Source organism: Ensifer sp. BR816 (assembly GCF_000378985.1).
GTDB lineage: Bacteria > Pseudomonadota > Alphaproteobacteria > Rhizobiales > Rhizobiaceae > Sinorhizobium.
Map to the genome: position 1 here is coordinate 1845830 of NZ_KB905370.1, position 23900 is coordinate 1869729.

The following is a 23900-nucleotide window of genomic DNA, read 5'->3' on the forward strand; positions in this document are numbered from 1 at the left end:
AACCATGATGGGGTGGCACAGACCAGGGGGTAGCGACTGTTTATCAAAAACACAGGGCTCTGCGAAGTCGCAAGACGACGTATAGGGTCTGACGCCTGCCCGGTGCTGGAAGGTTAAGAGGAGGGGTGCAAGCTCTGAATCGAAGCCCCAGTAAACGGCGGCCGTAACTATAACGGTCCTAAGGTAGCGAAATTCCTTGTCGGGTAAGTTCCGACCTGCACGAATGGCGTAACGACTTCCCCGCTGTCTCCAACGCAGACTCAGTGAAATTGAATTCCCCGTGAAGATGCGGGGTTCCTGCGGTCAGACGGAAAGACCCCGTGCACCTTTACTATAGCTTTACACTGGCATTCGTGTCGGCATGTGTAGGATAGGTGGTAGGCTTTGAAGCGGGGACGCCAGTTCTCGTGGAGCCATCCTTGAAATACCACCCTTATCGTCATGGATGTCTAACCGCGGTCCGTCATCCGGATCCGGGACAGTGTATGGTGGGTAGTTTGACTGGGGCGGTCGCCTCCGAAAGAGTAACGGAGGCGCGCGATGGTGGGCTCAGAGCGGTCGGAAATCGCTCGTCGAGTGCAATGGCATAAGCCCGCCTGACTGCGAGACTGACAAGTCGAGCAGAGACGAAAGTCGGTCATAGTGATCCGGTGGTCCCGCGTGGAAGGGCCATCGCTCAACGGATAAAAGGTACGCCGGGGATAACAGGCTGATGACCCCCAAGAGTCCATATCGACGGGGTTGTTTGGCACCTCGATGTCGGCTCATCGCATCCTGGGGCTGGAGCAGGTCCCAAGGGTTTGGCTGTTCGCCAATTAAAGCGGTACGTGAGCTGGGTTCAGAACGTCGTGAGACAGTTCGGTCCCTATCTGCCGTGGGTGTAGGAATATTGACAGGATCTGTCCCTAGTACGAGAGGACCGGGATGGACATATCTCTGGTGGACCTGTTGTCCTGCCAAGGGCATAGCAGGGTAGCTATATATGGAATGGATAACCGCTGAAGGCATCTAAGCGGGAAACCAACCTGAAAACGAGTATTCCCTCGAGAACCGTGGAAGACGACCACGTTGATAGGCCGGGTGTGGAAGTGCGGCAACGCATGAAGCTTACCGGTACTAATCGTTCGATCGGCTTGATCGTTCCCATTGCTCATGCTCATCAAACGAAGTTTGATGATGCTATCTTCTGTCCTCACGCTGTCGGCCTTCGGCCTTCGCTGCGGACGGCGCGCCGGACCTCCGGCGGCTCGGCTCTGCCGGCTGCTGGAATTATCCGGATAAGACGCAAAAAGACGTGTTCAAAACGAAGCAAACGCTTCACCAGCTTCTCATCAGTTTGCGCGCCTCGGCGCGCAAAATCTTGCGCTTTGCCGACCTGGTGGTTCTGGCGGGGTGGCTGCACCCGTTCCCATTCCGAACACGGCCGTGAAACGCCCCAGCGCCGATGGTACTTCGTCTTAAGACGCGGGAGAGTAGGTCGCTGCCAGGTCTGCAAATCGCAAGAAAAACAAAACAATCATCTTCTCTTCCAGACTTCGCCCAATAACGCGGGGTGGAGCAGCCCGGTAGCTCGTCAGGCTCATAACCTGAAGGCCGCAGGTTCAAATCCTGCCCCCGCAACCAACGATCCCTGCGATCCACAAAAGCCCCCTTCGCGGGGCTTTTTGCGTTTCTGCACGCCATCATTCGCGGAACTACGAAGCAAATCTTCAAGCACTTGTGTCTCGGCAAGGAAGGCCGGATCCTTCTTGCCCGATGCGAACTTCAAGATCGCAGCCAGGTCGCCGCGCAGCACGATCGCCAATTCGTCACCATTCGGCACCAGTTCGATCCGCTCGACCAGGCTACGCAGCATCTGTGCGGCGCGCGTCCGTGTCTCCGCATTGCCGAGCTGGTCATGAAGGGCCGCGATCTCGTCGTGATAATACTTGGCGAGGTTCGGATGCAGCAGGGGCGGCGGCGCTTCCGTCGTCTCGAGCATCGTGGACAGTTGCTCTTTCCGCTTTTCCAGAGCCACCATCTTCTCGTTGATCCGCTTTGCCGCCCCGCCTTGGAGGATAAGCTCCAATAGTGCATCCAGTTCGCGATCGATGCGCTTGACCTCGGCTTCAGCGGAATCAAGCGTCGCTCTCGCCTCCATCCGGGCCTTGTTCACTTCCCGGGTGAACTCCTCACAAAACTCCTTGAACAACTGAGGTTCCATCAGGTGCTTGTCGAGGCCGTTCAGGATGCTCGCTTCAAGTGTGTCGCGACGGATATTGAGTCGGTTGTCGCAGGTTCCCTTGGTGCGGGCATTTGTGCAGCCGAGCATGTCCTTGGAGATCATCGAATAGCCGCCACCGCAGCAGCCGCATTTGACGAGCCCGGTGAAGAGATGCTTCGGGCGCCGGCGATCGTTTAAACTCAAATTGTCACCCGGCTTCGCTCCAGGCTCTAGCGCCAGTTGGTTCTGCCGTTCCTTCACCAGATTCCAAACGCTCTGGTCTACTATGCGAAGCTCCGGGACCTCCTGGCTGACCCAGTCGCTTTCCGGATTGAGCCGTGATACGCGCTTTCCCGTATCCGGGTCCTTGAGGTAGCGAAGGCGGTTCCAGACTAGTTTGCCGATATAGAGTTCGTTGTTGAGGATGCCGGTCCCGCGCTTTGGATTGCCATGGATGGTCGATGGTCCCCATTCGCTGCCCTGCGGCCCCGGTACACCCTCGCTGTTCAATATCATCGCGATCGTCCGCGACGACTTGCCGGCGAGATATTCAGCAAAGATTCGGCGCACGATATTGGCCTCGATCTCGTTTATGGTCCGCTCGCCGCGGCTGGCCTCCCCGGAAGCGTCGATTTGGCGCACGACGTCGTAGCCATAGCAGAGGCCGCCACCGGATTTGCCGTCCTCGACCCGGCCGCGCAGCCCGCGGCGCGTCTTGTCGGCGAGGTCCTTCAGGTAGAGCGCTCCCATCGTGCCCTTGAGGCCGATATGCAGTTCGCTGACCTCACCCTCCGAAAGGGTGACGATGCTGACGCCGGCAAAGCGCATGCGTTTATAGAAGCCGGCGATGTCCTCCTGGTCGCGGGAGAGTCGGTCCAGCGACTCCGTCAGGATCATGTCGAACCTGCGCTTCAAGCCGTCGGCGATCAGTTCCTGTACGCCAGGCCGCAACAGTGACGCTCCGGAAATCGCCCGGTCGGTATAGCTGTCGACCACCCTCCAGCCCTCGCGCTCGGCGCGGGCGCGGCAAACACGTAGCTGATCCTCGATCGAGGCGTCGCGTTGATTGTCGGAGGAGTAGCGGGCGTAGAGCGCGACCTTCATGCGGCGGTCTCCCTAGTCGGGGAGACGATCGCGGGACGCGCGCTCCCGTTCGGCTTCGACGAATTTGCGGGCAGCCTGTCGTGCAAGAAGGCGCACGAAATCGCGAAGGCGAGGGTCCGGTTTCGAGGGATCGTAAACCGGCATGGTCGCGGAGGGTTGAAGAACCACCCGAACCTGCTTTGCGGCCATGCCCTTCTGTCTTGCCACAACGCCATCCTCGCCGACGAACGGACCAATCCGTTCCGGGCAAAGACTGGGCTGAAAGCCCCGATCTGTGAATGCGAATTCCCGGGCAATGTGGCGAACTCCGGCGCAAAACACTGATTTGCCTGCGTCCCGCGCGCATTCAAGCGTAGACCATGCGGCGGAAACAGGGCGTCGAAGCGTAACCATAGCGGAAAATTTCGACGCGTGAATCCCCCAAAGTCGATTTATTGACTAACGCGATGAAGGGTTTGATCTGATCAGGAGGCTTCTGCGGAACCATACTCTCTGTATGTTGTCACCACACGGCTCGGACGCCGCTTCGTTCGAACGCTTCGCGAAACTCCGGTGCTGGAGCAACGTCTGTGACAACCAATTCTACTGCGCTCAGTGGAAGTCCGCCATAACTCGCGGTCCTCCCAAACTTGCTGTGGTCGGCCACGATCACGTATCGCCGTGAACGTTGGGCAAGGACCTGGTGCAGGTGCGCCTCGGGCTCGTCGTACTCCAGAAATCCGAGACCTGGATCAATGGCATTGGTACCGGTAACAACCAGGTCAAACAGTCGTCTGCTAACTGCGTTCAGGGCGTCGTATCCGGTAAGAAGTTCGTTGTCTGCGATCCGACCCCCTGTTAAAACAACATCGTGCTGCCCGGTCGCGACAAGTGCGGAGGCGACATCAATCGCATTGGTGACGAAACGCATTCTCGGGCCGCGAGCGAGTTTTCGTGCCAGCGGAAGTGTCGTCGAGCCTCCTCCAACGAATACCAGCTGGTCTTCTCGGACATCGAGATTCTCGAGGCAGGTTTGCGCGATCCTCTCCTTTTCTTCCCTTAACGACTCGATCCGGGTCGCATAGGGCAATTCTTCATTCGGGCGCAGGAGCAAAGCACCGCCGTGCACGCGTTTGAGCTTGCCGGTTTCCTCGAGCATCCTGAGATCGCGCCGGATCGTCTCGACTGAAACCTGCAGCTCATTCGCCAGAGTCGCCACCTGAATTTCCTGGCGGGTCGCGAGAAGATCCAGGATCTGGCGATGCCGGCTCGCGGCAAGAACCGTTCCGAATGCTTCATTGGATCCGGGTGCCGGCGTTTGGTCGGCAACATGACTTTGCGAAGAGACAGTACTCATAGATTTCCTCTCCAGGGACGGCTTCTGTCAGAGCGCGCGGCAATTTGCCTTTACGCTTATGCCCGTTCTTGACCGTTTCGGTCAATAGGGGCCAACTTCTCACCTCCTTTTGCACCTTTCCGGGCTCACCGTCAAAAAACGGTAACAAAACCACTTTATCGTTCAGAAACGGTCGCAGATAAGGGATTACTCATGAAGACGATCCGGCACTTTGTTTCACGAGGCGTAGCACAGGGACACCGAGAAGGCATCACGCTCGCAAGCTGGTCGCTGGCGGGGTTTCACGCGCCTGGAACACGCGGACAGGAGCGGTCATGACGTTCGTGCTGCACCGTGGGGTTCGAGCCATTCTCACGCTCTGGATCGTCGTGACGGTCGCATTCCTCGCTACGCGTCTTAGCGGCGATCCGACCTACCATATCCTGCCGCCGGACACGCCCGAGGCACAGCGACAAGTGCTACGGCAGCAGTTGGGACTCGACCGTCCGGTGATCGCGCAATATGGCGACTATCTCGCCGGGCTCGCTCGCGGCGACTTCGGACAAAGCTTTCTGAGCGGCCGACCGGTGACCGAGATGTATCTCGAACGCCTGCCGGCAACGATCAACCTTACACTTCCGGCGCTCCTGTTTTCTGTTCTCATCGGACTGCCGCTCGGCACGTTGGCGGCGGTCAAGCTGAACAGCCCGATCGACCGAGGGCTGATGGCAATGAGCTTTATTGGCCAAGCGGTACCGAATTTCGTGGTCGGGATCGTGCTCATCCTGGTCTTCAGCCTGTCGCTGCGGCTGCTGCCGAGCGGCGGGACCGGAAGTTGGGCGCACTATGTCATGCCGGTTCTGACGCTCGGCATCGCCAGTATCGCAAGCATCTCGCGGCTGACCCGCAGCAGTCTTCTCGACGTGCTCGGTCAGGACTACATCCGCTTCGTGCGCGCCAAGGGCCTGCCGCCGACGAAGGTCATCGTCAAGCACGCGCTACGCAATGCGATGCTGCCGGTGCTGACGGTGATTGGACTGCAGATCGGCACGCTGATCGGCGGCGCGGTAGTCGTCGAGGTGGTGTTTGCTTGGCCGGGCGCCGGTCGGCTGCTGGTGTCGGCGGTGATGCAACGCGACTTCCCGATGCTTCAATTCGGTGTTCTGGCAGTAGCCGCGACCGTGATCCTCGCCAATGCACTCGTCGATATCGGCTGCGGCCTGATCGATCCAAGAATTCGGGCGAGGGCGTCATGAGCATGCAGAACGATATCGTATCCGGGCGCGCCATGGCACTGACGGAGAACTCGCAGTGGCGCCAGATCCGCGAGCTTTTCGGGCGGGCCCCGACGCTGATCAGGGTCGCAGGGGTGACAATCGCCGCGTGCTATCTCATCGCCTTGCTGTCGCCCTTACTAAGTCCGTACGGGCCAGCAGACCAGGACCTTCTGGCCCGCCTCCAGCCACCCGCATTCTTGGATGGGACGTGGTCGCACCCGTTAGGCACAGACCATCTCGGTCGCGATGTGCTGTCGAGATTGCTCCATGCGCTCAATACGACCCTCGTGATCGCGACCTTGGGCGTCATCGTGGGCGTGGTGACCGGCGGGCTCGCAGGTCTGATCAGCGGCTTGGCGGGCCGCCGCGTCGACGGCATCTTCATGCTGCTGGTCGATGCGCAGGCGTCCGTCCCATTGACGCTGCTCGCACTGGCGGCAGTCGCGCTGTCCGGGTCGAGCACGCTGGTTCTCGTGCTGATTGTCGGTATCTCCGACTATGACAAATATGCCCGGGTCGTCCGCTCCCAGGTTCTGGTCATCAAGAACCGCGCCTTTGTCGAATCCGCCCGCGCCCTCGGCGCGTCACCCGTGAGAGTGGCCTTTCGGCACGTGCTGCCGAGCATTGTGTCCCCGCTAACCGTGCTTGCGACGAGCAACTTCAGCTCGGTCGTCATCCTCGAGTCGGCTTTGTCCTTCCTTGGCGTAGGCATTCAGCCGCCCGACACCTCGCTCGGCGCCATGCTTGGCGAAGCTCGGAACTATCTGATTACCAACTGGTGGCTGGCAGCAATCCCGACCGCTCTCATCGTGGTGATAACCATGGCGGTCTCGTTGCTTGGCGACTGGTTGCGCGACCTGTTCGACCGAAGACTCAGCACGTGATCGCGAGCGATCGGCGCCTCCTCCCAATATCCACCTCAACAGACAAGGAAATAATGATGGTACGATTGATACGCACTGCCGTATTGGCCGCGGGCGTCTGCCTGGGCGCCGTGCAAATTGCCACTGCCCAAGATCTTGTAATCGGGATGCAGGACGTTCGGCCGCGCTTCGACCCCGCAATTGAAACCGGCAACACCGGCATTCCACTCAGCAATGCCGTTTTCGAAACCTTGATCCGTCGCGACTATCAGAGCGACGGAAAAGGAACGGGCACGAAACTGGTGCCGGCGCTTGCCGAGAACTGGCACCGCGTTGACGATCTCACGCTGGAACTGAAGCTGCGCAAAGGGCTGACGTTTCACAACGGCGATCCGTTGACCAGCAAGGACGTCAAGTTCACCTTCGATCGCATCCTCGACCCGAAGTCACAATACGCGCGCTCGCAGTTCCAGTATGAGAACATCGCCCGCGTTGAGGCGCTCGATGACCTGACGGTGCGGATCATCACGAAAAAGCCCGATCCGACGATCGAACTGATGTTGACCTTCCCCGCCAGCAGCATCGTACCGAAGGACTATTTCGAGAAGGTCGGCTTCGAGGCATTTGGACAAAAGCCGGTGGGCGCCGGTCCCTATCGTTTCGTCGAGTCTGTCGACGACGACCACGTTAGCATGGAGGCCTTCCCCGGATTTTGGGGCGGCAAACCTCCCGCGGACAAGCTGGTGTTTCGCGAAATCCCCGATCTGTCGGCACGCATAACCGCTTTGGCCAACGGCGAGGTGGAGGTGATCAACAATGTGACGCCGGATCAGATCCCGGCCATTGACAACCTGGACTGCTGTGAGGTCCGCAGCGTCATGGCGAACAGCCATCTCCTCAACTATCGGACCTCGAACCCGGTGATGGCGGACAAGCGGTTTCGTCAAGGCCTGAACCTCGCCATCGATCGTGAACTCCTGTCGAAGGCGCTGTGGGACGGCAAGGCCGAGGTACTGCACAGTCATCAGTACCCGGAATGGGGCGAGCTCTACAATGCCGACCGCCCGAAGTTCGCATACGATCCGGAGCGTGCCCGCAAGCTCATCGAAGAATCCGGCTACAAGGGCGAGCAGATCGATTTCACGACGAGCCCGGTTTACTACACCAATGGCTTGGCGGCCGCGGAGGCGATCGTCTCGATGTGGCAGAAGGTCGGGGTCAACGCAAAGGTCGACGTCAACGAGAACTGGTACGAGAAGTCCAACGATGATTCAAGCATAGAGGTGCGCAATATCTCCGACTGGGGAGATCTGCCGGACCCCAATGTCACGATCATGTGGAGTTGGACGATCACTGCTCTGTGGGACGGGAATCAGGCATTTCAGGACCTCGGGCACAAGGCGGCAACGACACTCGATCAGAAAGAGCGCTTCCGCCTCTACCAGGAAATGCTGGACATGTTCGAGGATCAGGCACCGGGGGCGGTCCTCTACCGTGTGCCGGATTTCTATGGTGTGCGCCGCGACGCCAAATGGCAGCCCTACACCAACTATGTAATGGACTTCCGGCCCGGCAATTTCGTGTTCGGGGCAGGCAAATGACCGACCGGCACGATGCCGTTCTGCGGGTCGAGGGATTGCAGACGCAGTTCCTCGACCCGAAAGGACCGGTGAATGCGGTCAACGGCGTCTCGTTCGAAATCAGAGAGGGCGAGACGCTGGGGCTGTTGGGCGAGTCCGGTTCGGGCAAATCGACGATCGGCCTGTCACTGTTGCGGCTGTTACCAGCGGGCCGCAGCCGGATTGCCGGCGGCCGCATCCTGTTTGGCGACGAAGACCTGGTCCAGGCGAGCGAGGAACGCCTGCGGCGGCTGCGAGGCAAGGACATTGCCATGATCTTCCAGGAGTCACTCAGCGCCCTCAATCCGGTCTATACCGTCGGCGAGCAGATCGCCGAGGTTATCCGCCAGCATGAACGCCACGACCGTCGTGCGGCTCTTCGGCGGGCCGGCGAAATCCTCGATATGGTCGGTATGCCCGATTCCGCACGCCGGCTCGGTGAATACCCGCACGAGCTTTCGGGCGGAATGCGCCAACGCGTCGTTATCGCTGCTGCCCTGGCCTGCCAGCCGAAGCTCCTGATCTGCGACGAACCGACAACAGCGCTTGATGTCACAGTGCAGGCCCAGATCCTGGATTTGATCGCCGATATCCAGCGGCGGACCGGCATGGCAGTTCTGTTCATCACCCACGATCTCGGTGTTGTCGCGGAAGTCGCCCATCGTGCCGTTGTCCTCTATGCCGGTCGGGTCGTGGAAGAAGCCGACACGCCCAGCCTGCTCAGACAACCGCGGATGCCCTACACCCAGGGCTTGATGCGCTCGCTGCCGGAATTCGCCGTGGGGCGTCGCCTGGCGGCGATCCCCGGCTTCGTGCCGAACCCGCGATCGATGCCATCGGGCTGCGCCTTCCATCCCCGCTGCCGCGAAGCCAGAGCGGACTGCTCCCAGACCGTGCCTGATCTGACAGAGGCTGAGAACGGCCGCCGGGTGCGGTGTCTGCGCTGGCGCGAGATTGCTCACGAAACAGAACGCCGGGGGCACGCATGAACGTTCTCACCAATCAATGTCTAACCGCCTCCGTCATTCCAGCCGCATCGAGAGCGCTGGTCGAGGTCACCGATCTTCGCAAATCCTTCGCGGTCGGGCGCGGCTTGTTCGGGCGGCCGCGGGCAACGCTCGAGGCGGTGTCGGGTGTGTCGCTGCAGGTCTTTCCGGGCGAGATCGTCGGCCTTGTCGGCGAATCGGGCTCGGGCAAGACGACATTGGGTCGCTGCGTGTTGCGGCTCGTCGAACCCACGGCGGGCACCGTGCGCTTCGACGGCGTCGACCTGATGTCACTCACAGCGCGTGAGCTTCGGGCGTTTCGCAAGCACATGCAGATCATTTTCCAGGATCCCTATGACAGCATCAACGAGCGCATGCGCATCGGCGATCTCGTCGGCGAGGCCCTGACGATTCATCGTTTGGCGACGGGTGAGGCTCGACGAGGTCGCATCATCGAACTCCTGGAACAGGTAGGGTTGAGAGCTGAATTCGCCGATCGTTATCCTCATACATTGAGCGGCGGCCAGCGGCAGCGCGTCGGGATTGCGCGTGCGCTCGCCGGAGGTCCCCAGTTCCTTGTCGCCGACGAACCGGTCTCGGCGCTCGACCTGTCGGTTCAGGCACAGATCCTCAATTTGCTCCTGGACATACGCGATCGTCTGAACGTCGGCATGCTGTTCATTTCGCACGATCTGTCCGTCGTCCGCTTCATCGCCGATCGCGTGCTGGTGATGTATCTCGGAAAGATCGTCGAAAGCGCGCCAGCTGACGCGCTCTACCAGAATGCCGCCCATCCTTATACGCAGGCGCTGCTGTCGGCGGCCCCGATTACCGGTGAGGGGCGGCCACGGCAGCGGATCCGGCTGCAGGGCGACTTGCCGAGCCCCGTCAATCCGCCGACAGGATGCGTGTTCCGGACCCGCTGTCCGAAGGCAACGAGCCATTGCGCGGCGGTTGAGCCGCCGCTTCGTGCCATCGGGCCACATCACTATGCAGCCTGCCATTATCCAACCGCTTCCCACTGAGGCGAGCGGCCGTTTTTATTTCATTGAAGGAGTCGACCATGCAGGGAAAACGAAAGCTCATCCTGATCCTAATTGACGGCGTGAGTGCAGATTATTTTGAAAGGCATTCTCAGCGGCTGCCTTATCTAACAAGCCTGGCGCGCAGCGGTACGCGTGTCAGGAGGATGTCCTGCCCCGTGCCCGGGACTTCGTTACCGGGTCGAACCAGCATGATCACCGGCAAGCCCTCCCAGGTGCACGGCGTCTTCGGCAACCACATCTTCGACGGTACCACCTTCCGCGCCTCGCGTCCGGATGATGTGGCCTCACCGACAATCGCGCGCCTCGCCCGCGCGGCGGGTCTCAAGGTTGCCTGCATAGGCCATGCAATGGTCGACCCTGAAGATACCGACATCTACGAGGCACCGTGGTGGCTGCGCGACTTCATCGACGGAAGCCGCTTCACCAAGTCCTTGAACCCGGATGCGGTATCGCGTCTGCTCGCTCCGCGGGGGCGAGCCGGCTATGTCGGGACAATGCCTGTGAGCAACGGCGGCATTGCCGAAGACGAGCCTGGCTTGCAGCATCTGCTGGGCTTTGCCTGCGACCAGCAGATCATGCGGCAAGTCGCCGACATCGCCTGCTCGGATGCTGCGCCGGATCTGATCCTCACCGAAATCGAGATGCCTGATGTCATCCAGCACTTCTTCGGCTACGAGACCGAGGCCTCACATTGGGCGATCGCGACGGCCGATCTCTTGGTTGGTGAATTGCACCACCGGCTGGAGCGTGCCGGCAAGCTGGACGAGTATGCCATCGCGATAGCGAGCGACCATGGGCACAGCCAGATCGACACGGCCATCTTGACCGACGTCGTCCTGCCGGGCGTCCTTTGCGAGCCCGAAGGCGCGACACTGCATGTCGTCGTGAACAATGACGCGCATCGCAAGGAGATTACAGCGCGCCTGGCAGAGTTCGGCGCCGACTACATCGGCAACGACCATGTTCCGGAGGGGGTGAGAGCGTCGATCGCGACCTATGTGGCGCCGCATCGACATAGTTTCGAAGTCTCGCGGACGGATCATAACGGTGCCGGTGCCCTTGGCAAGCCACGATATATCTCCTCGCATGGACTGCGGCCCGGCGCGCCCGCCGATGATCGCTTCGCTATTCTCTATGGCGCCGGCATCGCCCAAGGCGTCGTCGAGTCCGCGGCGGCGGAGGACTTCTTCCCGGCTCTCACCACGATCCTGGGCCTTTCGGCAGGCAAGGGAGAGGATGGACTCGTGAGCGCACGGATTCTGTGAATATCCTGCGGGAAACTAGCTGGTCGATTTCGGAAATGTTCAAGCACCCCCGAAGGAAGAGGTCATCGAGAAGTGAGAGCTCTAATAGAACCTGGATAGGAACGGTTCTGGCAAGATGCGGAGGCCGGCCTCGCGATCGATGGGCGCGAGCGCTACGAGCTTTTCGACATGGATGGCCACCGGTTGATTGATCTACGCATCAGCAAGTCAGGATGCTCAGCCCACAATCTAAGAAGCGAGTGATGCCGACTGTGGCCAATGACTTGCCAATTGGGGAGCCAAGGGGTCTTCCCCCTTGCTCCCCTGCAAACGCCGCCTGCGCATGGCAGGGCCGCCGTCTCGCAAGCCCGGGCGTAAGCGTCATTTCACCGACTGTTCCAATCCGCCTTGCTCGCCGTGCAGCCCGGCGATGCTCGCCGGCATTTGCCCCCTCCATCCCCGCGCGCTCACGCGCCCCCGGGAGGCATGTCGGGGGACATGCCTCCGGCATTGACCAAGGAAGGATTGGAACAATGGTAAGGACAGCGAAGAAGGCGAAGGCCGTTACGGCGACGACCACGGAAGACGTGACAGCGGACGGAAACGTCCAGAGCATTGGAGGAGCGACGACGAATGTCGTTGCCGCTCTGTCTGTCCCTGCGGGGATCCCGGCGGAAACCATCCATGCGCAGGAAGCGACCACTGCCATAGTCAGTGGGACGGAAATCCTGATCCCGCTCGACCGGCTCAAGAAGTCGCCGCGCAATGCGCGCAAGACCCCGCACAGCAACGAGACGATCGAAACCTATGCGGCGAGCATCGCCGCCAAGGGCATTCTCCAGAACCTTGTCGTCGAACCGGAATTCGGCGCTGATGGCGGGTCGACCGGTTTTTACTTGGTGACCATCGGCGAAGGCCGCAGGCTGGCGCAGGTCCTGCGCGCCAAGCGCAAGGAGATTGCGCCGGATGAACCGATCCGCTGCGTCATCGACACGGCAAACGATCCGTTCGAAATCAGCCTGGACGAGAACGAGTCCCGCACCAATCTCTCGGTTGCCGACCAAGTGGAGGCTTTCCGGACGCTTGCGGAAAACCGGGGTTGGGGCGCGGAGGAAATCGCCGCCCGCTTTGGCGTGACCGCCCATGTCGTCAGGCAGCGGCTGCGGCTTGGTGCGGTCAGCCCGAAGCTGATGCAGGTCTATCGCGACGGAGGCTTGACCCTTGAGCAGCTAATGGCGTTCGCCGTCACCGACGATCATACGCGGCAGGAGCAGGTCTATGACGGTCTCGGCTACAACCGCGAGGCCTATATCATCCGCCGCGAGCTCACCCGGACGCATGTGCAGGCGAACGACCGCAAGGCGATCTTCATCGGCGCGGAGGCCTATATCGACGGGGGCGGCACGATCCTGCGCGATCTGTTTACCGAGGATCGCGGCGGATACTTCGAGGACGCCGCTCTTCTCGACCGGCTGGTTCTGGAGAAGCTGCAAGGCATTGCCGCCGAGCTGCAGGCAACGGAGGGCTGGAAATGGACGGAAGTCTTCGTCGACTACCCGCATGCCCACGGGCTTCGCCGCGTCTACCCGCAGCCGGTCGACCTTTCGACGGAAGACCTTGCCGCCCGCGAGGCGGCACAGGAGGAGTTCGACCGCCTGACAGCGGAATGGGAGAATACCGACGAAGACCTGCCGCCCGACGCGGATCAGCGTTTTGCGGAGCTTGAAGCCGAGATCGAGCGCTTTGACCGTTTGCGGCATGCCTACGATGCCGAAGATGTCGCCTGCGGCGGCGCATTCGTCTCGCTCAACTATGAGGGCACGGCTCGCATCGAACGCGGCTTCATTCGGCCCGAGGACGAGAGACCGGAAACCGAAGCGGACGGCACGGACAATAGCGAAACCATCATCGATGGCGTGCGCGTCAACGCCGACGGAGAAGTCATCGAGGATGCGGAAGGGCAGGGCAGTGATCAGCCGTACGGTTCCGCCAATCAGGCGCCGGAAGAAGACGAAGGCGATGCGGCGCAGCCGGTTTCCGACATTCTCACCCGCGACCTGACTGCACATCGAACACTTGGCCTTCGCCTTGCTCTTGGCGAGCAGCCGGAGGTCGCGCTGATCGCCGTCACTCATGCGCTCGCCGCGCAGACCTTCTATCGTGGCGCGGAAGCCTACGTCCTCGAAATCCGGCCCACGAGTGCCGCGCTGTCCGGTCACGCGGACGGTATCGAGGACACGGCGGCGGCGAAGATGCTGGCGGATCGCCATGCGGGTTGGGCGACGGACATGCCGCGCGACTTGGCCGACCTTTGGGCCTTCATTGCAGGTCTGGATCAGGTGAGCGTCATGGCGCTGTTTGCCCATTGCGCATCCTTGACCGTCAATGCCGTCAAGCAGCCGTGGGAGCAGCGCCCGCGTGCGCAGCGGACCGCCGACAGGGTGGCGGCGGCACTGACCTTGGACATGAGCGAGCATTGGAGGCCGACCGTTCGCAGCTATTTTGGCCGTGTCACCAAGGCGCATATCCTCGCCGCCGTGCGGGAGGCCTGCGGCAACGAAGCAGCGGAGCGGATCGCGGACATGAAGAAGACGCCGATGGCGGAGGCTGCCGAGCAGCTTCTTGGCGAAACCGATTGGTTGCCGCCGCTCCTGCGTACGGAGCGGCCCGCTTCGCTGGCCTCAGAGGGCGACGGGACTGCGGACGCGGAGGCGTCGGACCCGACCACCAGCGGAGACCTCGATCCTCGCGAAGCGGAGCGGCGGGGCGAAGACCCGGACCACGTGAATGCCGAAGACGACGGCAGGGACGACGAGCCTGTTTTCTCCGAAGCTGCGGAATGAACAGGGTTTGGCCGGGGGCCACAGCGCTCCGGCCTCATTCTCCGCATCGGAAAATTTGCGGCCGCGCCACATGGGCGCGGCCGTGACCTCGACGCAAACACGATCATCATCGCCGTCGAAACGCGCAGGCATCAGATCGTCGCCAGATGTCGAGAGCGCGGGGAATATCGCCCATGACACAGATTATCCTCCTGGCTGTCGCGTCGGCCGCTGCAATGTGCGTTCTCGCATTCACGCTGGCGACCCATGCCTTACCGTTCATGCTTGGCCTTGCCGCATTCCGCCTGGCGCTCGCATGTGGTGCGGAATGGATGGCAGCGGGCATTGTTGGCGTCGCCGCCGGCATTCTGTCGCTTGCACTATTCATCTATCTGCGGGAGGGCCTACGGAATCCAACTGCCAAGCTGTTCCTCGCCGTAGCTTATGCCGCTCCCGCCGCCGTCGCAGGATATGCGCTCATGTACGGTGTCATCGGTGCTGCGCCTGTGTCGGAACCCGCGAGGCACTTCCTCTGCCTTGCAAGCGGAGGATTTGTCGGTCTCTCGGCGGCGGTGCGGCTCGCCCAACTGCGGTGAAGCGGCTCCGGCGGTGGCCGTTTATGTAGGATTCACAGTATTGCGAGTTTTCCGATCCAACGGGAATGTGCACGCTACGACTTCAAACGAAGCAGGAGAAGCATATGAAGCAGGATCAATCGTTCGAATTGTTCACCTACTCCCTGGTACGAGACGACGAAGAGCCGCGTTGGTAGGAGACCGGCATTCCGGACATCTACTTCGCCAGCTTTGAAGAGGTGAAAGCCGAGGTCACGGGGTTGCGTGATGATCTGAAGGCGGCGAATGAGGAGCTTCCTGCTTTCCGAATCGAAAAGATCGAAACGCTTCCAGTATCCAAAGCCAACCTGCTGACGCTGCTCAATGAAGGCATGGGCGCCTTCCTCAAAAGCTACGAAATCGTGGAGACGGTGGGTTAGCGGCGACGGGCTGTCGTGCGGTCGGCCCCGTTCGCGCTAGGCCGGCGATGAACACCACATGCAGCAACGCAGCACCGCACCGGGCTGAAGAACAGTCCGGTGCTTCTGTTCCAAGCCAACCATGCAGGTTCAGCGGCGAACGCGGATCATCCAGCTTGGCGGATTGGACCGTGGTGACCATGCCGTTGGCCTCTTCCAACTTGCGCCAACGCGGTTGACGGCGAGACCAACAGAAGTCCGGCCCTAACACGCGCAATGTCGATCGGCGGAAAACATCACAGGCCTAAATGAACCGGCCCCATGTTGCGCGAGCCCAAGATGCCTTTATTCACGGAGGCGAAGGCGCTGATGGTAGCCATGATGCTGTCGCCCTGATTCCACTGACAAGATCACGCCCAACGCGAACTCGATTGATCTGGTCTGACCGAAGACCGGCGGCGAAATGGCCGCCTCGCTCTCAAATCCGCAACGTCCGCCATCCGCTTTTTTCCGCCGCCGGCCCGAGAGCCGGCTTTGCATCGCGAAGCCAAAAAAGCGGTTGTCGGCCGCCCTCCATTCCATTCCGGCCCAAGGGTGCGGCCCGATCGTCCCCGGTCCAACGACCGTCATCGAGATCGCGATAGGCGCGATCCGATCAGCAAGAAAGGACATTGCATCATGGCTACCATCGGCACCTTCCACCGCTCCGAAACCGGCGAAATCTCGGGCTCGGTCAAAACTCTCACCCTTAACGTCAAGTCCGTGAAGTTCGTGCCCGCCGAGGGCGACACCGAGAACGGCCCGGACTACCGAGTGCTGGCCTCGGCTTGCGAGTTCGGCGCGGCGTGGAAGAAGCAGTCCGACAAGGGCAATTCCTACCTCTCCGTCAAGCTGGACGATCCGAGCTTCGCCGCCCCGATCTATGCCAGCCTGGTCGAAACCGAAGGCGAGGAACTGGCGCTCATCTGGTCGCGCCGCCGCGCCGCAAGCTGATCCAAGCACCGCTGGGCCCCGCGCAAGCGGGGCTTCAGCCGACTCCAAGCTCCTTGTGTCGTAATTGGCCTCGGATGGTGGCAACCTCAATGTCCCCGCCCAGCCAGCCGCTGCGCCTCACGTCGAAGCGTCCGACCGGCACGAAGCCCTTCAATCGAAGGCGGTGGCTTGAAATTTTTTGCAGCTCTCTCCCGAGGTGCAATTTTGCACGTTGCTGCTCCCAAAAACATGGTTAGCTTTCCTGGGGCGACAATCGCAACTTGGAAGGAGATAACAATGCATTCAGCCCCCGTAGTTACGTTCTATACGGTTTGGTCCAAAATCGAGCTCGATGAAGATCGTTGGCGAGACTACGAGTTGCCAGCTTGCTTTTATGAGAGCATCGAAGAAGCGAGGCGCGAGATGTTCTCGACACGCGACGACCTTGCGTCCGACCGGCATATGGCCTTCCCGATCTATCTGGAAAAAGTGGAAACAGTCCCCATGACGCCATCGGCAGTCATGAGCCTGCTCAATCACGGATTAGAGACGATTATCGGCAGTTGCGAGATCATTGAGGAGGTCGACCGACCATAAGACGCCAGGCAAATATCGGGCGTGACTTATGTTGCGTTGCCCGAAATCTAGGCAACCATCGAATGGCGCCCACGCCGCGGCCGGCGGCAACAGGCTACCAATCCATGCAAGTGCAAAAGAAGCGTACCACGAAGCGCCGCCGGGGCCGGCGACGGTGGTAACCGGGCAGTTCCCTGGTTCTGCCAGATCTTCTGGAAGTCATCGGACCTCGAATTCAACACAGAGCTTAGCGCGCGACATCGTCGTCTTGGTCCGGCTGTGCAGTAGGGGAGCCAAGGGAGACTTTCCCCCTTGCTCCCCGCAATTGCCGCCTGCGCATGGCAGGTCCGCCGGTTCGCAGGACTGACCACAACTATCACCTCCCAGTTTCTCCACCAGGTCCCGCTCACGCTGGCAGCCCGGCCATGCTCGCCGGCATTTGCCCCCTCCATCCCCGCGCGCTCGCGCGCCCCCGGGAAGCATGTCGAGGGACATGCCTCCGGCATCAACGGGAAAAGGAGCAAGGACATGAACGTCATGAATAGCCAGCAGGTAGAGCATGGTTTCAAGGTGGACATCTCGCGCGGCGAGCGGATCGGGCGGGTTTCGTCGGAATGGTTTTCGCGGCCAGACGACGAGCGCTATCTTTCGCTGACGGAGCTTTACGACGCGGTGAAGGCGAGGGCGGATCGTGCAACGGCCCGCACAGTGGAAAGCCGCGCCGTGCGCGTCGAAGCGAGCCGCGACAATGCCGAGAGGCTTGCGCTCATCGTTCCCGGTCAGGACGAACCCATTGCCCCGACGCATTGGAGTTTCGGGCAGCTTTGCAGCCTTGTCGGCGCACCGGCAACCTATATGCGCCAGCTTCCCGCGCCGCTTGCGGCAATCAACTTGCAGCACGGCCTGCTTTCGCATCAGGCTGAACTTGTGAAGACCTATGAGGCAGACGAAGGCCGCATCGAGCTTCGGGCGGTTACGGGCCCGGATTATGGTCGCATCCATGATTGGAGATTGGTGGAAGCGGTCATGAAGATTGCGGGCGATGGCGTCGGCGATACGATGTGGAAGGTTCCCGGCGTGCTCGATTGGGCTACCATGACGCACAACCCGTTCGTGGACGTGACGAAGGACACCACCACGCTCTACGCCAGCGACCGCGATGTTTTCCTGTTTCTGGTGGACGACACCCATCCGATCGAGGCCGGACGGTTGCCGAATGGCGAGCCCGATTTATACTTCCGGGGTTTCTATGCGTGGAACAGCGAAGTCGGCAGCAAGACGTTCGGGATAGCGAGCTTCTATCTCCGCGCCGTCTGCATGAACCGCAATCTGTGGGGCTGCGAAAATTTCGAAGAGATCACCATTCGGCATTCGAAGTTCGCGGCGCAGCGGTTCGCGCATGAGGCAGCACCCGCCTTGCGCTCGTTTGCCAATTCTTCTCCCGCGCCCTTTGTCGCCGGGATCAAGGCGGCGCGGGAGCGGATCGTTGCCCACACCGATGAGGATCGGCAGGCGTTCTTGCGTAAGCGCGGCTTTAGCAAGGCCGAGACCGGAAAGATCATCGATGTCGTCTTGCAGGAGGAAGGACGCCCGCCGGAAAGCATCTTCGACTTCGTGCAGGGGATGACGGCGCACGCCCGCACCAAGTCGCATCAGGATGCGCGGCTCGATCTCGAGGCAAAGGCGAAGACCCTGCTTGAGCGGGTCTGACCAAAAATAACGGACCGGAAGCGAGGGAGGATTTCGCTTCCGGTCCGTCTGCCCGCCGCGCGTCAAGTCGACGCGCTGGAACCTGCCGTATTGTGCCTGAGCCGTGAACCCACAATTGCGGTATAACGCTATGCCGGATTGGCGCGCGCGCTCGCCGGGCTTGCGCCCGGCTCGCGGATCCACGTCGCAAATTTTTCGCCGGGCGACTGGCGACTGAGACGAATACCTAATATATTGGGTGGTAGTATATTAGGTATCCGGTGACTTCTCCCGCATGAGCCTGAGGGAGAGAGTCGCCAGGAACCTGCGCCGTGTTCGACAGGAGAAATCCATGTCGCAGGAAGAGCTTGCCCATCGTGCTCATGTCAATCGCAACTATGTCGGCATGCTGGAACGCGAAGAATTCGCGGCCTCGATCGATATGCTCGAAAAGCTCGCGCTCGCCCTCGGGGTCGACCCGGTCGAATTCCTCCGCAATGACACCTGACGGCAGCTCGTTTGGTTGTGCGATTCGCCGGCGGGCCAGCCGCCGACATAATCCTTTTGCTGTCTTGCTGGAAACTAATCCTTGTGAAACTCTTGGGCCGCCGGCGGGTTACGGCTCAAGGGGAACCGGCGCCTATAAAGTGAGGAGTGATCGATGAGCAAGCCCTTGCGGGACGATGGCCCGCCGCTGACGGACAGGGTGAACGATTACGATGAAGCTCACTTCGCAACCTATCTGCGGCTGCTCGACGCAGACGCGGAAGGTGCTGACTGGCGCGAGGCGGTCCAGATCATCTTTGGCATCGATCCCGACGCCGACCCCGAACGAGCCAAGCGAATCCACGACACCCATCTTGCTCGCGCCCGCTGGATGACGAAGGTCGGCTACCGCCATCTGCTCGAACCGCCCATCCAGTAGAGGCGTCCCTTACGCCACGTTGCTGCCATCATACGGGCACTCGCAATAAGTGAATTGCGAAGACGCCCATTCCAAAATCGGGGGTTGTTCCAGCCCCGGAGCGATGAATACATGACCGCCTCTCTCATGTTCGCATCCGGAAAGGGACTTGCCGATGGAACCATTAGAGGATTGGCGCTCGCCGAAGTTCGAACAGGACCTCGGCCTTCTGGATCGGGGCGGGGTCAGCTTCGAGTTCCTGAGGCGCGATGACGAGTACCGAGCGCACTACGACTCGGTCATGAACCAGAGCTCCAAGGACCCTGATACGGTTATTGCGGCGAGGGAGGGCCTGACCCGGCAGTGGGGTCTCACGTTTCCCAGCTGATCCATACCGACCCGCCACCAAATCACATCCCATCTGGCTGCCGCAGCATTTCCCGGCAACGCTTGTCATAACGCCGGCACCTCCGGGCTTCGAAGATTGCCTCTTCCTCGAACCCGACGCTCTGCCGGCGGAGAATGCCGTCCATAGCAACGGTTATCATGTCCACATCCGCGATGCGGATGGTGTGCATAGGCTTTGGTTTCCGAATGGCACGGCGCCGCTCAAGGCGGCGGTCCTCATCCCGCTCGATGCCCATCTCCCCGAACGCCTCCAAAGCCTGCAGCGATGGCATCGCTGGCTCACGAGCCAGGCATCTGGTCCACCGCCGCGCTGGCAGCGCTTCTCGCCCTATCGCATCCATCGTTTCAGCCTGATGCTGCGCGCCTGGGATGGGGTCACCGAAGGCGCATCCCGTCAGGAAGTGGCAAGCGTGCTGCTGAACCCGGGGCTCAAGACGATGCGTTCCATCGACTGGAAGAACACCCCCGAGCGCCGTAGGCTCCACCGCCTGCTCAAAGCCGCTCGCGACCTGATCAAGGGCGGCTATCGCCGCCTGCTCAGGCCAGATTCCGAATAATCAATCCCTTCAAAACCGAGAGCATTACGCCGGCCATTACCATGTCCCCCTTCTTAGCCCTTGGGGGGACATTTGCAGGAGACCGGCAACTCTGTCACTCCGCCTTGTCCTCTGATCTTCGCCATCGTCGCAACCGATCCGCCAATGCCGTGGCGGTTGTGACGGAGGCCCAAGATGCCACAGAAAACCGATCCCGATTGGCCGCGCTTCGTGCGCACCCCCGAAGCCGCGCGATTGCTCGATCTTTCTCCCCGCACGTTGGAAAAGCACCGCTGCGAGGGCACCGGCCCGATTTATCGCAAGCTTGGCGGCCGCGTCGTCTATTCGGTCGCTGATCTCGAAGCCTGGGTCGAAGCCGCCGCGCGGCATTCGACCTCTCAAGCCGCGAAAGCCCGGGTGGCGCCGGCCCTCATTCCCGCCGCCGGCACGGCGCGATGACGGTCGCGGTTTCCATGACGACGCATCGGACTTACCAGGGCCAGCAGCTCGAACTCTTCCAGGCGAGGGGCGGGGATATCGCGGCAAGAGACGCGCAGGACCTGATGTCCTGGCCGTTCTTCTCGCTCGCCAAGTCCCGCCGCGTCCGGCCGATCGACTTCAAGATGGGCGACGTTGCCATCCGGGTCGAGGCGACCGCCGAGCATGGCATGGCGACCATCTGGGACGCCGACATCCTGATCTGGGCGGCGTCGCAGATCGTCGAGGCGCGCGACAAGGGCTTGCGCACGTCGCGGTTCATGTCGGCCACCCCGTATGAAATCCTAACCTTCATCAATCGTGACGACTCCGCCCGGAGCTACGAGCGGCTGAAAGCAGCGCTCGACCGGCTGCAATCGACCACCGTCGTCACCTCGATCCGCCAGCCGTCGGAGCGGCGCCGCCATCGCTTTTCCTGGATTGCCGAATGGAAGGAGAAGCTGGATGACAAGGGAAGGCCGCTCGGCGTCGAGATGATCCTGCCGGACTGGTTCTATGCCGGTGTCCTGGACAATGCGCTGATCCTGACGATCGACGACGCCTATTTCGATCTGACCGGCGGCCTGGAGCGATGGCTTTACCGCCTCGTACGCAAGCACGGCGGCCGCCAGACCTGGGGTTGGAGCTTCGATCTCCAGCATCTGCATCTGAAGTCCGGCAGCCTCTCGCCGCTGCGTCGCTTCCGCTTCGAGGTGCGGGCGATCGTCGGCCGCCAGCCACTGGCCGGCTACCGGCTGGCACTTTCCATCGACCCGAACGGGCGCGAACGGCTGACGTTTCGTCCGGCACGACCGGAAAGCGCCGCTTCCAAGCGCGCGCAACGGGTGGCGCCATGACTGTCCGCTCGTCCAATTCCGCCGGCTGTGGACAAGCTGTGGATGGGCCCGTGCTATCGGGAACGCCAAAGCCCGTGCTATCCGGGACGCGATCCCCGTGCTATCGGGAACGCGAACGGGTCGTAATCCATTGGCAGAACAGGTCGAATCTGGCCCCTTCTAACTTACCTAACACAGAATCCTTCGGATTCTGCCTAACGCACCCCCGCAAAATCACCGCTGTGAACCATCCGATTGCGGGCCGATCCGACCGACTGTCGGTTTCCCCAAAAGCATGGACGGGGCCGATAAATGATTGAACGGCTCCTTAAATCGTGGACTCGCGTTCCTTTAATCGTTGAACGGGATCTCCCCTTAATCGCGCCCTCGGTCATTGGTCTGGATCCATCGACGATGGGCGTGGATGCGGCGGCACGCCCATGCCCCATGCTTGCGCAGGAGATTTGCAGCGACATCGCTGCTGATCTCCAACCCTTAGCGACGCAACACTTCGTGTCGCAGGCGGTTCGAGCGCCAGCGCGGCTGGTTGGTCGGATCTTCCGCGAATCCAAGGACACACGACGGGACCCGCCGAACCCGCGCGCGCCGACGGTGGGAGGCGCGCCATGAGTACGCTTGAGAGGCCGGATAGCTTCCCCGCAGATGCGACGGTGGTCGAGCTGACCTGGCGCAAGGGCAAGATCGAGCACTGGATCCGGTTTGGTGAAATTGCCACCGAGCAGCGGATCGGCCGCGAGAAACGCATCGTCGGCTTTGCGCCCGGCAGCCTCTTCGCCTTCGTCCGCTGGGCAGCCAACGACTACGGCACGGTGATTTCGCGTATCGACATCGTACGTGCCGTCCGCGCCGGCGAGGGATATCAGACGCTGCCCTTCGTTCGCCCCGGCGGCAAAATCCTGCTCAGGCTACACGGCTGGCCGAAGGTCGAAACCGTGCTCTTCGCCATCGACGCGATCGAGGCGCTCGGCATCAAACCGACTGAGGTCTCGCCCGACCATTGGCGGCACCTTCATCACCGCCTCAGCGTCAACGAACCCTTCCACGCCTATTCGCGCGAGCAACATCGCGCCTGGCTGAAGCGGGCGGCGATCGGCGATCCCGGTGACGAAGGAGAGGCCCGATGACCCGCCTTGCCTGGATCATCGCCACCTATGTTTCCGCTCTCTTCACCGCGGGACTGATTTTCTTCCATCCGCAAAAGAAACTCATCTGGAATGCCTCGGCGAGTGCCCCGATCGGACTCTATCGCATAGAGCCGGTCGACCAGTTGAATGTCACCGATCTTGCCGTGGTGATGCCGCCCGACGAGCTCGCGAGCTTCCTCGATCAGCGCGGCTATCTGCCGAAAGGCGTGCCGCTTCTCAAGCGCGTGCTGGCGCTTTCCGGCACCAAAGTCTGCCGCAACGGCAAGGCGATGAGCGCCTACGACATGATCTATGGCGAGGCCCTCGAGCGTGACAGCCATGGTCGGCCGCTCCCCGTCTGGCAGGGCTGCATCACGATCAAGAAGGGCCAGGCCTTCTTCATGAACTGGGACGTGCGCGACAGCCTCGACGGCCGGTATTTCGGGGCGCTGCCGCTGTCCGCCGTTATCGGCCGTGCCGTCCCGGTGTGGACCTTCGACGAGCCACCGACACCCACCTCCTCAACCACAGAAAGGCAAAACCCGTGACCCAGATTGGTACCTTCACGCGCAAGGATGATGGCTTCTTCGGACGCATCCGCACGCTCACCCTCGACATCGAAGTCACCATCCTGCCGGCCGAGGAATCGGACGCCGAGAATGCGCCGAACCACCGCGTCTTTGCCGCCGGTCAGGAAGTCGGCGCGGCCTGGGACCGCACCGGCGAGCGCGCCGGCAGCTACCTTTCGGTGTCGATCGACGATCCGTCCTTCGTCGAGCCGATCCGCGCCCGGATGTTCGAATCCGATACCAAGAAGGATATCTGGAACCTCCACTGGACGCGCAAAGTCCGGCGCGACGAACAGGCTTGAGCGATGCGCTACCGTCGCTCTTGCGCCTCTTCAG

Annotated in this window: 24 protein-coding genes, 1 tRNA gene, 2 rRNA genes and 2 pseudogenes (1 of these 29 cut by a window edge); 26 read left to right on the top strand and 3 right to left on the bottom strand. The window is 61.3% G+C overall.

The window, feature by feature from the left end; genetic code table 11:
• The 4 genes from RHIBR816_RS0108785 to RHIBR816_RS38300 form a co-directional block, all read left to right on the top strand.
• A 23S ribosomal RNA gene (locus tag RHIBR816_RS0108785) occupies nucleotides 1-1141 on the top strand (it extends 1656 nt beyond the left edge of the window).
• Nucleotides 1142-1374: 233 nt separating this feature from the next.
• A 5S ribosomal RNA gene (gene rrf / locus RHIBR816_RS0108790) occupies nucleotides 1375-1489 on the top strand.
• Between the two features lie 57 nt (nucleotides 1490-1546).
• A tRNA-Met gene (locus RHIBR816_RS0108795) sits at nucleotides 1547-1623 on the top strand.
• Between the two features lie 94 nt (nucleotides 1624-1717).
• Nucleotides 1718-2071 carry a hypothetical protein gene (locus RHIBR816_RS38300; RefSeq protein WP_026186782.1) on the top strand — a complete coding sequence of 118 codons (354 nt, stop codon included), beginning with the start codon at nucleotides 1718-1720 and terminating at the stop codon, nucleotides 2069-2071.
• Nucleotides 2072-2230: 159 nt separating this feature from the next.
• Here the strand turns inward: RHIBR816_RS38300 and RHIBR816_RS38305 are convergent.
• The 3 genes and pseudogenes from RHIBR816_RS38305 to RHIBR816_RS33815 form a co-directional block, all read right to left on the bottom strand.
• Nucleotides 2231-3307: pseudogene (locus RHIBR816_RS38305) on the bottom strand (recombinase family protein); the annotation flags it as partial.
• Between the two features lie 12 nt (nucleotides 3308-3319).
• The gene (locus RHIBR816_RS37445) at nucleotides 3320-3514 is read right to left on the bottom strand and encodes a hypothetical protein (RefSeq protein WP_157628148.1); all 195 of its coding nucleotides are present in this window, start codon (nucleotides 3512-3514) and stop codon (nucleotides 3320-3322) included.
• Nucleotides 3515-3809: 295 nt separating this feature from the next.
• Nucleotides 3810-4643, bottom strand: a complete 834-nt coding sequence (locus RHIBR816_RS33815; protein WP_018236160.1) for a DeoR/GlpR family DNA-binding transcription regulator — start codon at nucleotides 4641-4643, stop codon at nucleotides 3810-3812.
• A 314-nt stretch (nucleotides 4644-4957) separates the two neighbouring features.
• On the opposite strand from RHIBR816_RS33815, the gene RHIBR816_RS0108830 reads away from it, so the two are divergent.
• The 22 genes and pseudogenes from RHIBR816_RS0108830 to RHIBR816_RS0108945 all read left to right on the top strand — a co-directional run bounded on the left by RHIBR816_RS0108830 (nucleotide 4958) and on the right by RHIBR816_RS0108945 (nucleotide 23866).
• A complete protein-coding gene (locus RHIBR816_RS0108830) occupies nucleotides 4958-5878 on the top strand; it encodes an ABC transporter permease (RefSeq protein WP_018236161.1) in 921 nt (306 codons plus the stop codon).
• Nucleotides 5875-6783 (top strand): ABC transporter permease, encoded by a 909-nt coding sequence (locus tag RHIBR816_RS0108835; protein WP_018236162.1) that lies wholly within the window; start codon nucleotides 5875-5877, stop codon nucleotides 6781-6783. The genes RHIBR816_RS0108830 and RHIBR816_RS0108835 overlap by 4 nt, the downstream gene beginning before the upstream one ends.
• A gap of 56 nt (nucleotides 6784-6839) precedes the next feature.
• Nucleotides 6840-8363, top strand: coding sequence for an ABC transporter substrate-binding protein (locus RHIBR816_RS0108840; RefSeq protein ID WP_157628149.1), 1524 nt, complete (start codon nucleotides 6840-6842; stop codon nucleotides 8361-8363).
• Complete coding sequence (locus tag RHIBR816_RS0108845) at nucleotides 8360-9370, top strand: ABC transporter ATP-binding protein (RefSeq protein WP_018236164.1); 1011 nt, start codon at nucleotides 8360-8362, stop codon at nucleotides 9368-9370. Before RHIBR816_RS0108840 ends, RHIBR816_RS0108845 begins: the two co-directional genes overlap by 4 nt.
• Nucleotides 9367-10392, top strand: coding sequence for an ABC transporter ATP-binding protein (locus RHIBR816_RS0108850; protein ID WP_018236165.1), 1026 nt, complete (start codon nucleotides 9367-9369; stop codon nucleotides 10390-10392). Before RHIBR816_RS0108845 ends, RHIBR816_RS0108850 begins: the two co-directional genes overlap by 4 nt.
• Before the next feature lie 38 nt (nucleotides 10393-10430).
• Nucleotides 10431-11678 (top strand): alkaline phosphatase family protein, encoded by a 1248-nt coding sequence (locus RHIBR816_RS33820; RefSeq protein WP_084811023.1) that lies wholly within the window; start codon nucleotides 10431-10433, stop codon nucleotides 11676-11678.
• 512 nt (nucleotides 11679-12190) lie between these two features.
• Nucleotides 12191-14500: a ParB/Srx family N-terminal domain-containing protein gene (locus RHIBR816_RS33825; RefSeq protein WP_018236167.1), complete on the top strand. Its 2310-nt coding sequence runs from the start codon at nucleotides 12191-12193 to the stop codon at nucleotides 14498-14500.
• Nucleotides 14501-14673: 173 nt separating this feature from the next.
• On the top strand, nucleotides 14674-15075 hold the full coding sequence (locus tag RHIBR816_RS0108870; protein ID WP_018236168.1) for a hypothetical protein: 402 nt from the start codon (nucleotides 14674-14676) through the stop codon (nucleotides 15073-15075).
• 239 nt (nucleotides 15076-15314) lie between these two features.
• A complete protein-coding gene (locus tag RHIBR816_RS35250) occupies nucleotides 15315-15473 on the top strand; it encodes a hypothetical protein (RefSeq protein ID WP_157628150.1) in 159 nt (52 codons plus the stop codon).
• A 657-nt stretch (nucleotides 15474-16130) separates the two neighbouring features.
• On the top strand, nucleotides 16131-16445 hold the full coding sequence (locus RHIBR816_RS0108885; RefSeq protein ID WP_018236171.1) for a DUF736 domain-containing protein: 315 nt from the start codon (nucleotides 16131-16133) through the stop codon (nucleotides 16443-16445).
• Nucleotides 16446-16721: 276 nt separating this feature from the next.
• Complete coding sequence (locus RHIBR816_RS0108890) at nucleotides 16722-17021, top strand: hypothetical protein (protein WP_018236172.1); 300 nt, start codon at nucleotides 16722-16724, stop codon at nucleotides 17019-17021.
• Between the two features lie 507 nt (nucleotides 17022-17528).
• Nucleotides 17529-18710 (top strand): hypothetical protein, encoded by a 1182-nt coding sequence (locus RHIBR816_RS0108895; protein WP_018236173.1) that lies wholly within the window; start codon nucleotides 17529-17531, stop codon nucleotides 18708-18710.
• Between the two features lie 274 nt (nucleotides 18711-18984).
• A complete protein-coding gene (locus RHIBR816_RS0108900) occupies nucleotides 18985-19197 on the top strand; it encodes a helix-turn-helix domain-containing protein (RefSeq protein ID WP_026186788.1) in 213 nt (70 codons plus the stop codon).
• Between the two features lie 153 nt (nucleotides 19198-19350).
• The gene (locus RHIBR816_RS0108905; RefSeq protein WP_018236175.1) at nucleotides 19351-19614 is read left to right on the top strand and encodes a DNA -binding domain-containing protein; all 264 of its coding nucleotides are present in this window, start codon (nucleotides 19351-19353) and stop codon (nucleotides 19612-19614) included.
• Between the two features lie 154 nt (nucleotides 19615-19768).
• Nucleotides 19769-19981 (top strand): transcriptional regulator domain-containing protein, encoded by a 213-nt coding sequence (locus tag RHIBR816_RS33835; RefSeq protein WP_018236176.1) that lies wholly within the window; start codon nucleotides 19769-19771, stop codon nucleotides 19979-19981.
• 67 nt (nucleotides 19982-20048) lie between these two features.
• Nucleotides 20049-20150: pseudogene (locus RHIBR816_RS38980) on the top strand (hypothetical protein); the annotation flags it as partial.
• A gap of 15 nt (nucleotides 20151-20165) precedes the next feature.
• A complete protein-coding gene (locus tag RHIBR816_RS0108920; protein WP_018236178.1) occupies nucleotides 20166-20558 on the top strand; it encodes a DUF2285 domain-containing protein in 393 nt (130 codons plus the stop codon).
• Between the two features lie 174 nt (nucleotides 20559-20732).
• On the top strand, nucleotides 20733-20996 hold the full coding sequence (locus RHIBR816_RS0108925) for an AlpA family transcriptional regulator (protein ID WP_018236179.1): 264 nt from the start codon (nucleotides 20733-20735) through the stop codon (nucleotides 20994-20996).
• 14 nt (nucleotides 20997-21010) lie between these two features.
• Nucleotides 21011-21871 (top strand): replication initiator protein A, encoded by an 861-nt coding sequence (locus RHIBR816_RS0108930; protein WP_026186790.1) that lies wholly within the window; start codon nucleotides 21011-21013, stop codon nucleotides 21869-21871.
• 605 nt (nucleotides 21872-22476) lie between these two features.
• The gene (locus RHIBR816_RS0108935) at nucleotides 22477-22995 is read left to right on the top strand and encodes a DUF2840 domain-containing protein (RefSeq protein ID WP_018236181.1); all 519 of its coding nucleotides are present in this window, start codon (nucleotides 22477-22479) and stop codon (nucleotides 22993-22995) included.
• The gene (locus RHIBR816_RS0108940) at nucleotides 22992-23543 is read left to right on the top strand and encodes a S26 family signal peptidase (protein ID WP_018236182.1); all 552 of its coding nucleotides are present in this window, start codon (nucleotides 22992-22994) and stop codon (nucleotides 23541-23543) included. The genes RHIBR816_RS0108935 and RHIBR816_RS0108940 overlap by 4 nt, the downstream gene beginning before the upstream one ends.
• On the top strand, nucleotides 23540-23866 hold the full coding sequence (locus tag RHIBR816_RS0108945) for a DUF736 domain-containing protein (RefSeq protein WP_018236183.1): 327 nt from the start codon (nucleotides 23540-23542) through the stop codon (nucleotides 23864-23866). The genes RHIBR816_RS0108940 and RHIBR816_RS0108945 overlap by 4 nt, the downstream gene beginning before the upstream one ends.
• Nucleotides 23867-23900: the final 34 nt, after the last annotated feature.